Origin of the sequence: Noviherbaspirillum phoenicis, from assembly GCF_047237965.1 — a bacterium.
Lineage (GTDB): Bacteria > Pseudomonadota > Gammaproteobacteria > Burkholderiales > Burkholderiaceae_D > Noviherbaspirillum_A.
Genome location: NZ_JBDFLX010000001.1, coordinates 2,595,282 through 2,608,994, shown reverse-complemented (window position 1 = coordinate 2,608,994; position 13,713 = coordinate 2,595,282). Strand labels below are relative to the sequence as shown.

Annotated in this window: 11 protein-coding genes and 1 riboswitch; of the genes, 7 read left to right on the top strand and 4 right to left on the bottom strand. The window is 64.8% G+C overall.

Translation table 11 applies throughout. From position 1 onward, the window contains the following. Positions 1 to 6: 6 nt before the first annotated feature. Positions 7 to 2,799, bottom strand: a complete 2,793-nt coding sequence (locus ABC383_RS11835; protein ID WP_413014157.1) for a valine--tRNA ligase — start codon at positions 2,797 to 2,799, stop codon at positions 7 to 9. Between the two features lie 178 nt (positions 2,800 to 2,977). Here ABC383_RS11835 and ABC383_RS11830 point away from each other — a divergent pair, with 178 nt between their 5' ends. The 7 genes from ABC383_RS11830 (at position 2,978) to ABC383_RS11800 (ending at position 11,829) form a co-directional block, all read left to right on the top strand. After that, positions 2,978 to 4,729 (top strand): putative bifunctional diguanylate cyclase/phosphodiesterase, encoded by a 1,752-nt coding sequence (locus ABC383_RS11830; RefSeq protein WP_413014156.1) that lies wholly within the window; start codon positions 2,978 to 2,980, stop codon positions 4,727 to 4,729. 26 nt (positions 4,730 to 4,755) lie between these two features. Further along, positions 4,756 to 4,861: riboswitch (TPP riboswitch) on the top strand. Positions 4,862 to 4,899: 38 nt separating this feature from the next. After that, positions 4,900 to 6,813, top strand: coding sequence for a phosphomethylpyrimidine synthase ThiC (gene thiC / locus ABC383_RS11825; RefSeq protein WP_413014154.1), 1,914 nt, complete (start codon positions 4,900 to 4,902; stop codon positions 6,811 to 6,813). Between the two features lie 10 nt (positions 6,814 to 6,823). Then, positions 6,824 to 7,027, top strand: a complete 204-nt coding sequence (thiS, locus tag ABC383_RS11820; protein ID WP_413014152.1) for a sulfur carrier protein ThiS — start codon at positions 6,824 to 6,826, stop codon at positions 7,025 to 7,027. A gap of 36 nt (positions 7,028 to 7,063) precedes the next feature. Next, entirely contained in the window at positions 7,064 to 7,852 is a 789-nt protein-coding gene (locus ABC383_RS11815; protein ID WP_194711407.1) for a thiazole synthase, read from the top strand. 10 nt (positions 7,853 to 7,862) lie between these two features. Further along, on the top strand, positions 7,863 to 8,483 hold the full coding sequence (gene thiE / locus ABC383_RS11810; RefSeq protein WP_413014150.1) for a thiamine phosphate synthase: 621 nt from the start codon (positions 7,863 to 7,865) through the stop codon (positions 8,481 to 8,483). 698 nt (positions 8,484 to 9,181) lie between these two features. Further along, the gene (locus ABC383_RS11805; protein ID WP_413014148.1) at positions 9,182 to 9,556 is read left to right on the top strand and encodes a hypothetical protein; all 375 of its coding nucleotides are present in this window, start codon (positions 9,182 to 9,184) and stop codon (positions 9,554 to 9,556) included. An 8-nt stretch (positions 9,557 to 9,564) separates the two neighbouring features. After that, positions 9,565 to 11,829, top strand: a complete 2,265-nt coding sequence (locus ABC383_RS11800; RefSeq protein WP_413014146.1) for a UvrD-helicase domain-containing protein — start codon at positions 9,565 to 9,567, stop codon at positions 11,827 to 11,829. 38 nt (positions 11,830 to 11,867) lie between these two features. Here ABC383_RS11800 and ABC383_RS11795 read toward each other — a convergent pair whose 3' ends face one another. The 3 genes from ABC383_RS11795 to ABC383_RS11785 all read right to left on the bottom strand — a co-directional run bounded on the left by ABC383_RS11795 (position 11,868) and on the right by ABC383_RS11785 (position 13,544). Beyond that, positions 11,868 to 12,347 carry a copper chaperone PCu(A)C gene (locus tag ABC383_RS11795; protein WP_413014145.1) on the bottom strand — a complete coding sequence of 160 codons (480 nt, stop codon included), beginning with the start codon at positions 12,345 to 12,347 and terminating at the stop codon, positions 11,868 to 11,870. Positions 12,348 to 12,429: 82 nt separating this feature from the next. After that, entirely contained in the window at positions 12,430 to 12,900 is a 471-nt protein-coding gene (trmL, locus tag ABC383_RS11790; RefSeq protein ID WP_413014143.1) for a tRNA (uridine(34)/cytosine(34)/5-carboxymethylaminomethyluridine(34)-2'-O)-methyltransferase TrmL, read from the bottom strand. 56 nt (positions 12,901 to 12,956) lie between these two features. After that, complete coding sequence (locus ABC383_RS11785; protein ID WP_413014141.1) at positions 12,957 to 13,544, bottom strand: ComF family protein; 588 nt, start codon at positions 13,542 to 13,544, stop codon at positions 12,957 to 12,959. Positions 13,545 to 13,713: the final 169 nt, after the last annotated feature.

Genomic DNA, 13,713 nt, shown 5'->3' with positions numbered 1-13,713 from the left:
TCAAACTCAGGCTTTCGCCAGCTTGCCCAGTTGCTCGCGCAGCTTGTCCAACGTGCCGGAGAAGCTGGTCAACCTCTCCTTTTCCTGCGCCACCACCTGGGCCGGCGCACGGGCGACGAAGCTCTCGTTGGACAGCTTGGCATTGGCCTTGGCGATCTCGCCTTCCAGGCGGGTGATTTCCTTGCTCAGCCGCTCGCGCTCGGCGGCGACGTCGATCTCCACCTTGAGCATCAGCTTGGCATTGCCCACCACCGACACCGGCGCCGGCGAGTCCGGCAGCGTTGCCAGCACCTGCACTTCCGACAGCTTGGCCAGCGCCTGCAGGTAGGGCGCGAACGACTGCAGGAGCGCCTGCTCGCCTTCCAGCAGCAGCGGCACTTTCTGCGCCGGCGACAACTGCATCTCGCCGCGCAGGTTGCGGCAGGCATCGGTCATGGCCTTCAGCTGCGCCATCCACTGCTCGGCCTGCTCGTCGACCTTGCCGGCTTCGGCGACCGGGTAGGGCTGAAGCATGATGGATTCGCCGCCGGCCGGTGCGCGGCCGGCCAGCGGGGCCACGGTCTGCCACAGTTCCTCGGTGATGAACGGGATCACCGGATGCGCCAGGCGCAGCACGGCTTCCAGAACGGTCAGCAGGGTGCGGCGGGTGGCGCGCTGCTGGTTCTCGGTGCCGGTCTGCACCTGCACCTTGGCCACTTCCAGGTACCAGTCGCAGTACTCGTCCCAGATGAACTTGTAGATGGCGGAAGCGATGTTGTCGAAGCGGTAATCGGCAAATCCCTTCTCCACCTCGGCCTGGGCGCGCTGCAGCAGCGAGACGATCCAGCGGTCGGCCGCGGAATAGTCGAGCGCGGATTCGTCGGCGTCGATGCCGCAATCGCGGCCCTCGGTATTCATCAGCACGAAGCGGGTGGCGTTCCACAGCTTGTTGCAGAAGTTGCGGTAGCCCTCGCAGCGGCCGAGATCGAAGTTGATGTTGCGGCCCAGCGAGGCATAGCTGGCCATGGTGAAGCGCAGCGCATCGGTGCCATAGGCCGGGATGCCGTTCGGGAACTCCTTGCGCGTGGCCTTGGCGATGCTGTCGGCCTGCTTCGGGTTCATCAGGCCGACGGTGCGCTTGGCCACCAGGTCTTCCAGCGCGATGCCGTCGATCAGGTCGATCGGGTCCAGCGTGTTGCCCTTGGATTTGGACATCTTCTGGCCGGCGGCGTCGCGCACCAGGCCGTGCACGTACACGTCGCGGAACGGCACCTTCCCGGTGAAGTGGGTGGTCATCATCACCATCCGGGCAACCCAGAAGAAGATGATGTCAAAGCCCGTCACCAGCACCGAGGACGGCAGGAACAGGTCGTATTCCGGCGTCTTTTCCGGCCAGCCGAGCGAGGAGAAGGGCACCAGCGCCGACGAGAACCAGGTGTCGAGCACGTCTTCGTCGCGCTTCAAGGCCTTGCCGCCGGCCTTCTGGCGCGCTTCCTCCTCGCTGCGGGCGACATAGACATTGCCTTCGTCGTCATACCAGGCCGGAATCTGGTGGCCCCACCAGAGCTGGCGGGAAATGCACCAGTCCTGGATGTTGTTGAGCCACTGGTTGTAGGTGGTGGTCCAGTTTTCGGGGATGAAGCGCACTTCGCCGCTGGCTACCTTTTCCAGCGCCACCTCGGCGATGGACTTGCCGGGGAAATGGGTGCCCTCCGGCGCCGGCTTGCTCATCGCGACGAACCACTGGTCGGTCAGCATCGGCTCGATCACCACGCCGGTACGGTCGCCGCGCGGCACCATCAGCTTGTGCGGCTTGACCGATTCCAGCAGGCCCTGCGCGTCGAGGTCGGCCACGATCTGCTTGCGGGCGGCGAAACGGTCCAGGCCGCGGTAGGGCGCGGCGCCGTTGTCGTTGATCTTCGCGTCCAGCGTCATGATGGAGATCGGCGCCAGGTCATGGCGCTGGCCGACCGCATAGTCGTTGAAGTCATGCGCCGGCGTGATCTTCACGCAGCCGGTGCCGAATTCCTTGTCCACGTATTCATCGGCGATCAGCGGAATCTCGCGGCCCGTCAGCGGCAGCGTCAGCATCCTGCCAACCAGGTGGGCATAGCGCTCGTCGGTCGGATCGACCGCCACCGCCACGTCGCCCAGCATGGTTTCCGGCCGGGTGGTGGCCACCGTGATGTGGCCGCTGCCGTCAGCGAGCGGATAGCGGATGTGCCACATGCTGCCGTCTTCCTCTTCCGACACCACTTCCAGGTCGGACACCGCGGTGCCCAGCACCGGGTCCCAGTTGACCAGTCGCTTGCCGCGGTAGATCAGGCCCTGCTCGGACAGGCGAACGAAGACTTCGGTGACCGCCTTGGACATCTTGTCGTCCATCGTGAAGTATTCGCGGCTCCAGTCGGTGGAGGCGCCGAGGCGGCGCATCTGGCCGGTGATGGTGGAGCCGGATTTTTCCTTCCACTCCCAGACCTTTTCCAGGAAGGCCGCGCGGCCGAGATCATGGCGCGAGACCTTTTGCGCATCGAGCTGGCGCTCCACCACGATCTGGGTGGCGATGCCGGCGTGGTCGGTGCCGGGGATCCATGCGGTGTTGTAGTTGCGCATGCGGTAGTAGCGCGTCAGGCCATCCATGATGGTCTGGTTGAAGCCGTGTCCCATGTGCAGCGTGCCGGTCACGTTGGGCGGCGGCAGCTGGATGCTGAAGGCGGGCCGGCTGCTGTCGGTGGTGGCGGTGTAGTAACCGCGGCTTTCCCACTCGGTGCGCCAGTGTTTTTCTATGTCGGCGGGCTCGAAGGACTTGGCTAATTCCATGATTTGGCTGGGTGTAGGCGAAACCGGTGATTATAAGGGACGGCAGGACAGGGAACGACGCGCCGGTCTGATGACTGATTTCTACTAGGAAATTATTGACCTGAATCAATAAAATAGTAGCCCCGCCAGACCATCATTCAGTCCTTCAAAAACCATCCTGATCCGCCTGAGCCAAGCCATGAATATCCGGGAACAAAAAGAGGCGGCCGACGCCTTGCGCATTGCCGCGCTGGTCTACGAGCATAGCAGCGAAGCGATGATGGTGACCGATGCCGCCAACCATATCCTGTCCATCAACCCGGCATTCACCCGCATCACGGGCTATGGTTTCGAGGAAGTGGCCGGCAGGAATCCACAGTGCATGAGCTCGGGCCGGCATGACGCCCTGTTCTATCGGCAGATGTGGGACAGCCTGCTCGCCAAGGGCACCTGGTGCGGCGAGGTCTGGAACCGGCGCAAGAACGGCGAGGAATACCCGGAGTGGCTGACCATCAACACCATCACGGCGCCCGACGGCAGCGTGCAACGCTACCTGGCGCAGTTTTCCGACATCACCGAGAAGAAGCGCACCGAGGAAACCATCTGGCGCCAGGCCAATTTCGACAGCCTGACCGGGCTGCCCAACCGGCGCCTGCTGATCGAGCGGCTGGGCCATGAAATGCGCAAGGCCGAGCGCAGCGGCCTGTCGGTAGCGGCCTTGTTCATCGACCTGGACGATTTCAAGCAGGTCAACGATGTGTTCGGCCACGACATCGGCGACCTGCTGCTGGTGGAAGCCTCGCGCCGGATTGCTTCGCACCTGCGCGCCACCGATATCGTGGCGCGCCTGAGCGGCGATGAATTCGTCGCCGTCCTGCCCGACTTCAGCCACATCGGCGACATCGAGCGGGTGGTGCAGGACGTGCTGCAGGCGCTGGCCAGGCCGTTTTTGCTAGTCCATGAAACCGCTTTCGTGTCAGCCAGCATTGGCGTTGCGTTTTACCCGCAGGACGTGTCCAGCGCGGAGGAACTGATCCGCTACGCCGACCAGGCGATGTATGCGGCCAAAGGGGCCGGGCGCAACCGCCATTGCTATTTCACCGCGGCCATGCAGCAGCAGAGCGTGGAGCGCATGCGCCTGGTGCAGGATCTGCGCGTGGCGATCGAGAAGAAACAATTGCGGCTGCATTTCCAGCCCGTGGTCGACCTGGCCGACGGCAGCGTGCTCAAGGCCGAAGCGCTGGTGCGCTGGCAGCATCCGGAGCGCGGCATGGTGGGGCCGGGCGCATTCATCCAGGTGGCGGAGGAAACCGGCCTGATCGCCCCGATCGGCGACTGGGTCTTCTGCGAGGCGGCGCGCTGGGCCAGTCGCTGGAGCGTGCTGACCGGAAAGACTTTCCAGGTCAGCGTCAACAAGTCGCCGCTGCAGTTCCTTGCGCCCAAGTCGCTGTCCTGGGCCGATCATCTGTGCAGCCTGGGCCTGCCCGGCCAGGCCATCGTGGTGGAAATCACCGAAGGCGTGCTGCTCAACGCTTCGGGCGACGTCGACCGGCAGTTGCAGACCTATCGCGATGCCGGCATGCAGATTGCCATCGACGACTTCGGCACCGGCTATTCCTCGATGGCCTACCTGAAGAAATTCGCCATCGACTACCTGAAGATCGACCGTTCCTTCATCCGCGACATGGCAACGAACGAGGACGACCGCGCCATCGCGGAAACCATCATCCTGATGGCGCGCCGGCTGGGCATCAAGGTGATCGCCGAAGGCATCGAGACCGAGGAGCAGAAAGCGCTGCTGCGCGCCGCTGGTTGCCAGTATGGCCAGGGCTATCTGTTTTCCCATCCCTTGCCGCCGGAAAAGTTCGAAACCCTGCTGCAGGCAGGGTATCCGGAGCCTGGAATAATCCACGCCGAAATCTCTGCACAGCCGCAATTGATAGGGCTATAATCGCCCGACCGCCAGGGAACCGGCGGAAAAAATGCTAGGGGTCCTGTTTGCGGGAAATGCTGCAAGCGGGTGAGAAATACCCTCCAACCTGATCTGGATAATGCCAGCGAAGGGAAGCAGCCGGCCGCACCGCACCCGGACTTCCTTCGCTTCTCTGCCCGAAGGAAGCCATGAACGCCAATCCGCACTTTCTCGCCGCCACCGCCCAGGTGGACGAAGCCGCAGTCCAGCCGCTGCCCAATTCCCGCAAGATCTATGTCGAAGGCTCGCGCCCGGACATCCGCGTGCCGATGCGCGAGATCAGCCAGAGCGACACGCCGGCCTCGTTCGGCGCCGAGCCGAATCCGCCGGTCTATGTGTACGACACCTCCGGCCCCTACACCGACCCCGAAGCCCAGATCGACATCCGCTCCGGCCTGGCGCCGCTGCGCGCAGCCTGGATCGCCGAGCGCGGCGACACCGAGGAACTGGCCGGCCCGACCTCGCAGTACGGCATTGAGCGCCTGAACGACCCCAAGCTGGCAGAGCTGCGTTTCAACCTGCACAGGAAGCCGCGCCGCGCCATTCCCGGCAAGAACGTGACCCAGATGCACTATGCGCGCCAGGGCATCATCACGCCCGAGATGGAATACATCGCCATCCGCGAGAACCTGCGCCGCAAGGAATACCTGGAAAGCCTGAAGAACGCCGGCCCGATGGGCCAGAAGCTGGCCGACCTGATGGGCCGCCAGCATCCCGGCCAGGCCTACGGCGCCGCGATTCCGGACGAGATCACGCCGGAATTCGTGCGCAGCGAAGTGGCCCGCGGCCGTGCCATCATCCCAAACAACATCAACCACCCCGAGTCCGAGCCGATGATCATCGGCCGCAACTTCCTGGTGAAGATCAACGCCAACATCGGCAACTCGGCGGTCACGTCTTCCATCGGCGAGGAAGTGGAAAAGATGACCTGGTCGATTCGCTGGGGCGGCGACACCGTGATGGACCTGTCGACCGGCAAGCACATCCATGAAACCCGCGAGTGGATCATCCGCAATTCGCCGGTGCCGATCGGCACGGTGCCGATCTACCAGGCGCTGGAAAAGGTCAACGGCAAGGCCGAGGACCTGACCTGGGAAATCTTCCGCGACACCCTGATCGAGCAGGCCGAGCAGGGCGTGGACTACTTCACCATCCACGCCGGCGTGCTGCTGCGCTATGTGCCGCTGACGGCCAAGCGCATGACCGGCATCGTCTCGCGCGGCGGCTCGATCATGGCCAAGTGGTGCCTGGCGCATCACCGCGAAAGCTTCCTGTACGAGCATTTCGAGGACATCTGCGAAATCATGAAGCAGTACGACGTCGCCTTCTCGCTCGGCGACGGCCTGCGTCCGGGCTCGATCTACGACGCCAACGACGAAGCCCAGCTGGGCGAGCTGAAAACCCTGGGCGAACTGACCCAGATCGCCTGGAAGCATGACGTGCAGGTGATGATCGAAGGCCCTGGCCATGTGCCGATGCAGCTGATCAAGGAAAACATGGACCTGCAGCTGGAACAGTGCCACGAGGCGCCGTTCTATACGCTCGGACCGCTGACGACCGACATCGCGCCCGGCTACGACCACATCACCTCCGGCATCGGCGCCGCGCAGATCGGCTGGTACGGCACCGCGATGCTGTGCTACGTCACGCCCAAGGAGCACCTGGGCCTGCCCAACAAGACCGACGTCAAGGACGGCATCATCACCTACAAGATCGCGGCCCATGCGGCGGACCTGGCCAAGGGCCATCCTGGCGCGCAGATCCGCGACAACGCGCTGTCCAAGGCGCGCTTCGAGTTCCGCTGGGAAGACCAGTTCAACATCGGCCTGGACCCGGACAAGGCGCGTGAATTCCACGACGAGACCCTGCCCAAGGACTCGGCCAAGGTGGCGCATTTCTGCTCGATGTGCGGACCGCATTTCTGCTCGATGAAAATCACGCAGGAAGTGCGCGACTATGCCAACCGCGAAGGCATCTCCGAAGTGGCGGCGCTGAAGCAGGGCATGGAAGTCAAGGCGGTGGAGTTCGTCAGGAACGGCGCCGAAATCTATCGCAAGCAATAGGGCTGCCGGCATGATGGAGATCGAACTCAACGGCGCGCCGCATGCGCTGCAGCAGGGTGCATGCATCGCCGACCTGGTGTCCAGCCTGGACCTGGCCGGCAAGGCGCTGGCCATCGCCGTGAACCGCGAGGTGGTGCCGCGCCAGTCCTGGGCGGCGCGCCAGCTGCAGCCGCGCGACCGGGTCGACATCGTGCGCGCCATCGGCGGCGGCTGAGCCTGGCGCCGCACCGCCCCACATCGAAAGGAAAGCATGAGCAAGCACACTGATGGCCTGACCATCGCCGGCACCACCTACAACTCGCGCCTCCTGGTAGGCAGCGGCAAGTACAAGGACCTGGAGCAGACCCGCCTGGCCACGGAGGCCAGCGGCGCTGACATCATCACGGTGGCGATCCGCCGGGTCAATATCGGCCAGGACCCGAACGCGCCCAGCCTGCTGGACGCGGTGCCGCCGTCGCGCTACACCATCCTGCCCAACACCGCCGGCTGCTACAACGCCGAGGACGCGGTCTACACCCTGCACCTGGCGCGCGAGCTCCTGAACGGCCACAAGCTGGTCAAGCTGGAAGTGCTGGGTGACGAGAAGACCCTGTTTCCCAACATGCCCGAGACGCTGAAGGCGGCCGAGCGGCTGGTCAAGGATGGCTTTGACGTGATGGTCTATTGCAGCGACGACCCGATCCAGGCGCGCATGCTGGAAGACCTCGGCTGCGTGGCGGTGATGCCGCTGGCTTCGCTGATCGGCTCGGGCATGGGCATTCTGAATCCGTGGAACCTGTCCCTGATCATCGAGCAGGCCAGGGTGCCGGTGCTGGTCGATGCCGGCGTCGGCACCGCTTCCGACGCCGCCATTGCGATGGAGTTGGGCTGCGACGGCGTGCTGATGAACACGGCGATCGCCGGCGCGCAGGACCCGGTGCGCATGGCGCGGGCGATGCGGCTGGCGGTCGAGGCCGGCCGCGAAGCCTACCTGGCCGGACGCATCGCGCGCCGCTTCGCCGCCTCGCCATCGTCGCCGATGGCTGGCCGGATTGCATGAGGAGAAGGCAATGCAGACAACGCTGAAGGGGCTGTACCTGGTCACGCCGGACTGGGACGACACGGCCAGGCTGGTGGAAGTGAGCGACGCCGCGCTGCGCGGCGGCGCGGCCCTGCTGCAGTACCGGCACAAGACGGCCGGTGAAGCGCAGCGGCGCGAGCAGGCCGGCGCGCTGCTGGCGCTGTGCCGCCGGCACGGCAAGCCTTTCATTATCAATGACTATCCGGAACTGTGCGTGGAACTAAACGCCGACGGCGTGCATGTCGGCGGCACCGATGCCGCGGTAGCGGCGGTGCGGGCGCAGGTCGGCCCGGACCGCATCGTGGGCGCCTCCTGCTACGGCAGCTTCGAGCTGGCGCAGTCGGCGCAGCAGGCCGGCGCCAGCTATGTGGCTTTCGGCGGCTTCTATCCGTCGCGGATCAAGAAGTACGAGGTCAGCACGCCGGCCGACATCGTGACCCGGGCCAGGGACGCGCTGACGGTGCCGAACGTGGTGATTGGCGGCATGACGCGGGAAAACTCGGCGCCGCTGGTGACGGCGGGGGCGGACATGGTGGCGGTCATCAGCAGCGTCTACTTTGCCGACGATCCAGAGGCGGCGGCACGTGAGCTGGTAGGCCTGTTCGGCTGAGGGGATGGTTTTCGCGCAATGCTGCGCGGCGGGGGCTAGTTCGGTGGGGGCGTTGTGCCATGGCGATGGGCAGGGCCTTGCATCGGTGCTGAAAGATGAAAGCCGTAGGACGCAGTTGCAGTTGCAGTTGCTTTTGACGTACGCGCAGCGACAGTTGCCGTTGCTTTTGAAGTGGCAGTTGCAGTGAAATCCCGTTGAGCGCGCCGTGTCAGCGGTGCCCGGAGCGGGAAAAGGTGCGGCGTCTGTCTGAGCCAAGCGCAGCTTGGCGAGTTTAGCCGCGCCCCGCTCCGGGTACCGCTGGCACGGGAACCCCCGCGCAGCGGGGGCGCGATCACCGGGTCGCCTTTTTTTGGTTACTTTTTTTGGCGAAGCAAAAAAAGTGACCCGGCCGCCGGGACGGACTCCCGGCTTGTCTCCACGGCAGTGCAATCGCATTGCGTCACCCGGCAAGGCACGGGCAGCACTGTCGCTGTTGTCGTTGACGTTCGTATTGAAACTTCAAACTTCAAAAGCAACTGCTGCTTCGCAGTGACGCCTTACCCCTGGTGAAACAAGCCAACTGCACTGTCGTCATGACCAGGCCGGGAGTTCGCCCCGGCGGGCGACCTACTTCTTTTGCTTCGCCAAAAGAAGTAGGCAAGAAAAGGCGACCCGGTGATCGCGCCCTCGCTGCGCGAGGGTCCCCGTGCCGTCGATGCATGGAGCGGGGCGCGGCTAAACTCGCTCCGCTGCGCGGCGCTCAGACAGACGCCGCACCTTTTCCCGCTCCACGCACCGACGTCACGGCGCGCTCAACGGGACTTAACTGCAACTGCAACTGCAACTGCAACTGCAACTGCAACTGCAACGGCAACGGCAACGGCAACGGCAACGGCAACGGCAACGGCAACGGCAACGGCAACGGCAACGGCAACGGCAACGGCAACGGCAACGGCAACGGCAACTGTCGCTGCGCGTGCTTTAACTGCAACTGTCGCTGCGCGTACGTCAAAAGCAACGGCAACTATCCCCTTCACCTCCACAATTCCGCTCTCCGCCGGATTGTTACAGACCACCGATACACCGGCTTATAATCCTGCGGATGCAAAATCTACTTCACAACCTCAATCCAGAACAACTTGCCGCGGTGACACTGCCGGCGCAATCGGCCCTGATCCTGGCCGGCGCCGGTTCCGGCAAGACGCGCGTGCTGACCACCCGCATCGCCTGGCTGATCCAGACCGGGCAGGTTTCTCCCGCCGGCCTGCTGGCGGTCACCTTCACCAACAAGGCCGCCAAGGAAATGATGACGCGGCTGTCGGCCATGCTGCCGATTAACACCCGCGGCATGTGGATAGGCACCTTCCACGGCCTGTGCAACCGGCTGCTGCGCACCCATTACCGCGACGCCGCGCTGCCGCAGAGCTTCCAGATCCTCGATACCCAGGACCAGCTGTCGATGATCAAGCGCATGTTGAAGGCGCTCAACATCGACGACGAGAAGTACCCGGCGCGCAGCCTGATGTACTTCATCAACGGCGCCAAGGACGAGGGCCTGCGCGCCAAGGACGTGGAAGTCCATGACGACTACCACCGCAAGTTCGTCGAACTCTATGACTTCTACGACCAGCAGTGCCAGCGCGAGGGCGTGGTCGATTTTGCCGAACTGCTGCTGCGCACCTATGAACTGCTGTCGCGCAACCAGGCGCTGCGCGAGCACTACCAGGCGCGCTTCCGCCATATCCTGGTCGACGAGTTCCAGGACACCAACAACCTGCAGTACAACTGGCTCAAGCTGCTGGCTGGGCGCGACAACGCGGTCTTCGCCGTCGGCGACGACGACCAGAGCATCTATGCCTTCCGCGGCGCCAACGTCGGCAACATGGCGGCCTTCGAGCGCGAGTTCCAGGTCCAGAACCTGATCAAGCTGGAGCAGAACTACCGCTCCCACGGCCATATCCTGGATGCCGCCAATACGCTGATTGCCCACAACGCCAAGCGCCTGGGCAAGAACCTGCGCACCGACGCCGGTCATGGCGAGCCGATCCGCATCTATGAAGCCAGCAGCGACCTGCAGGAAGCCAACTGGATCATCGAGGAAAGCAAGAGCCTGATCGCCGACGGCTCACTGCGCAGCGAGATCGCGGTGCTGTACCGTTCCAACGCGCAGTCGCGGGTGATCGAGCATGCCCTGTTCACAGCGGGCATTCCGTACCGGGTGTACGGCGGCCAGCGCTTCTTCGAGCGCGCCGAGATCAAGCATGCGATCGCCTACCTGCAGCTGATCGACAATCCGCACAATGATTCGGCCTTCCTGCGCGTGGTCAATTTCCCGACCCGCGGCATCGGCGCGCGCAGCCTGGAACAGCTGCAGGACGCCGCCAAGCAGCATGACATGTCCCTGCATGACGCCGCCGCCCATGTGCCCGGCAAGGCCGGCACGCTGCTGTCCGGTTTCGTGCGCATGATCGAGAAGGCGCGCCAGGACACCAGCCTGCTGCCGCTGCCGGAACTGGTGCAGGTGATCCTGGACATGAGCGGGCTGATCACGCATTACCAGAGCGAGAAGGAAGGCGCCGACCGGATCGAAAACCTGGAGCAGCTGGTCAGCGCGGCGACGCTGTTCGTGTCCGAGGAAGGCTTCGGCAAGACGTCGCCGGCCCTGCTCGGACCAAGCGCCCAGGCCATGGCCGGCCAGGCCATCGTCAACGAGGACGGCATCGAGATTCTCGACGCCGACGCGCCGCTGGCGGCGGTGATGTCGCCGCTGTCGGCCTTCCTGTCGCATGCGTCGCTGGAGGCGGGCGACAACCAGGCGCTGGCCGGCCAGGATGCGCTGCAGCTGATGACGGTGCATTCCGCCAAGGGACTGGAATTCGACGCGGTGTTCATCACCGGCCTGGAAGAAGGCCTGTTCCCGCATGACAACAGCGAGAAGGAAGAGGGCGGCATCGAGGAGGAACGGCGGCTGATGTATGTGGCCATTACCCGTGCCCGGCGCCGGCTCTACATGAGCTTTTCCCAGACCCGCATGCTGCATGGCCAGACCCGCTTCAATCTGAAGTCACGCTTCTTCGATGAACTGCCGGAAGAGTCGCTGAAATGGCTTTCGCCCAAGGTGCAGCATCACTGGTTCGCCAACCAGCAGCAGAAGGCCGCGTGGGTCGAGACGCCGTCGCGTTCGGCCAGTGCGCAGAAGGATTGCGGCTGGCGGATCGGGCAGAGCGTGATGCACCAGAAATTCGGCGAAGGCGTGATCGTCAACATCGAAGGCGGCGGCGACAGCGCGCGCGCCAGCATCAACTTCGGCCGCAACGGCATGAAGCTGCTTGATCTCACCATCGCCAAGCTGGAAAAGGTGGAGTAGGACGAGGGCTGCATCGGCCGGCAAGTCCGGCCGGCGCGTCAGTGTCCGTGGCCGGACGGCTTGGCTTCCTTGCTGTCGACGCTGACCGACACCTCGATCTTGCCGGCCTTCTCGAAACTGAGCGTCATCGGAAACTTGTCGCCCGGCTGGAGCGGCTGCTTCAGGCCGATCAGCATGATGTGATAGCCGGCGCCCGGCTTCATTTCCACCTTGGCCGCCGGCGCCAGGTCCAGCGCGCCCACTTCCCGCATCCGCATCACATCGCCTTCCATGCTCATGGTGTGGATCTGCGCCGACGCCGCCACCGGCGAGGACGCTTCGAGCAGGCGGTCGGCCGCGCTGCCGCGGTTTTCCAGCGTCATGTAGGCGCCGCCGCTGGGCTGCTGGGCCGCGGTGGGACGGGCATGCGGATGGCCGATGCGGATGGCGCCGAGTTCATAGCTGTGGCCATGGGCGGCGCCAGCCAGGAGCAGGGCGGCGGAAAAGACGGACAGGACGGAAGCGAAACGCGGGATCATGGATTTCTCTTTATCTGCTGGAAGGACATTGCTGCAAGGCCGCAGGTCGGCCACGAAGCCGGATTATAACCATCGCCATTCTTCAGGCGCCGCCGGCATAGCCATGCTGGCGCCAGGCTTCGTACACGACCACCGCCACCGTATTGGACAGGTTCACGCTGCGGTTGCCGGGACGCATGGGAAGGCGGATGCGCTGGCCGGCGGGAAAGCTGTCGCGCCGTTCCGGCGCCAGGCCACGGGTTTCCGAGCCGAACACGAACACGTCCCCCGGCTGGAAGGCCAAGCTGGCGAAAGGCGTGGCGCCGTGGGTGGTGAGGGCGAACATCCGCGCCGGATCGGGCTGCTCGCTGGCCAGCCAGGCTTCCCAGTTGGCATGCACCTTCATCGCCGCATATTCGTGATAGTCCAGCCCCGCGCGGCGCATGCGCGCGTCCTCCAGCGGAAAGCCCAGAGGCTCGATCAGGTGCAGCTGGGCGCCGGTATTGGCGCATAGCCGGATGATGTTGCCGGTATTGGGTGGAATTTCCGGCTCGACAAGAACGACATGAAACAAGCAAATCTCCTCAGGTAAACAGATGATCGGATGATCCGATGATCGGCGCCAGCGGCCTAGCGCAGCCCGGTGCGGGCAAATGCCAGGCAGGTCACCCGCACGGCGCCGCCGCGCTTGAGCGTGGCGGCGATTTCTTCCAGCGTGGCGCCCGTGGTGAGCACATCGTCGACGACGCCGACGTGCCGCCCTCGCACCTGGTCCAATGCGGCCGGCGGCAGGCTGAATGCGCGGCGCAGGTTGGCGCGCCGCTCGCCGGGCGTCAGCAGGCTTTGCGGCGCGGTCTCGCGTTCGCGGGCCAGCAGGCGAGCCGCCAGCGGCAAGCCGAGGCTGTGGGCCAGTGGCCGCGCCATCTCCAGCGCCTGGTTGAAGCCGCGTTCGGCCAGGCGGCGCTTTCCCAGCGGCACCGGCGCGAGCAACTCGGGCCACTGCGGCTGCGGCAGCCGGCGCAGCGCATCGGCCAGCAACTGGCCAAACAGCGGGGCCACCGCCAGCTGTCCGCCGAATTTCAGGGCCAGCACCAGCTGATCGAGCGGCGCCGCATAGTCGCTGACGACGACGGTGGCATCGAACGATGGCGGCCGGCGCAGGCAGCTGCCGCACCGCATCGCGCCGGCCCCGGCCGGCAGGTTGATCGCGCACTGCATGCAACGGGCAGGACAAGTCGCCAGATAGCGCGCCCGGCAAGCCGGACACAGCACGCTTCGGCCAACGCGGCCGCACAGCGCGCAACAGCATGGCGCCGACGCCAGCATTCTGGCGGCCTGGGTGCGCAAACGGATCAGGGCGTGTCGTAGCATGGAGCGCCAAGTGCGG

Bases quoted from the DNA above. Each gene is read 5' to 3' on its own strand.
- ABC383_RS11835 (WP_413014157.1), bottom strand. From the start codon at position 2,799: ATGGAATTAGCCAAGTCCTTCGAGCCCGCCGACATAGAAAAACACTGG.
- ABC383_RS11830 (WP_413014156.1), top strand. From the start codon at position 2,978: ATGAATATCCGGGAACAAAAAGAGGCGGCCGACGCCTTGCGCATTGCC.
- thiC (WP_413014154.1), top strand. From the start codon at position 4,900: ATGAACGCCAATCCGCACTTTCTCGCCGCCACCGCCCAGGTGGACGAA.
- thiS (WP_413014152.1), top strand. From the start codon at position 6,824: ATGATGGAGATCGAACTCAACGGCGCGCCGCATGCGCTGCAGCAGGGT.
- ABC383_RS11815 (WP_194711407.1), top strand. From the start codon at position 7,064: ATGAGCAAGCACACTGATGGCCTGACCATCGCCGGCACCACCTACAAC.
- thiE (WP_413014150.1), top strand. From the start codon at position 7,863: ATGCAGACAACGCTGAAGGGGCTGTACCTGGTCACGCCGGACTGGGAC.
- ABC383_RS11805 (WP_413014148.1), top strand. From the start codon at position 9,182: ATGGAGCGGGGCGCGGCTAAACTCGCTCCGCTGCGCGGCGCTCAGACA.
- ABC383_RS11800 (WP_413014146.1), top strand. From the start codon at position 9,565: ATGCAAAATCTACTTCACAACCTCAATCCAGAACAACTTGCCGCGGTG.
- ABC383_RS11795 (WP_413014145.1), bottom strand. From the start codon at position 12,347: ATGATCCCGCGTTTCGCTTCCGTCCTGTCCGTCTTTTCCGCCGCCCTG.
- ABC383_RS11785 (WP_413014141.1), bottom strand. From the start codon at position 13,544: ATGCAGTGCGCGATCAACCTGCCGGCCGGGGCCGGCGCGATGCGGTGC.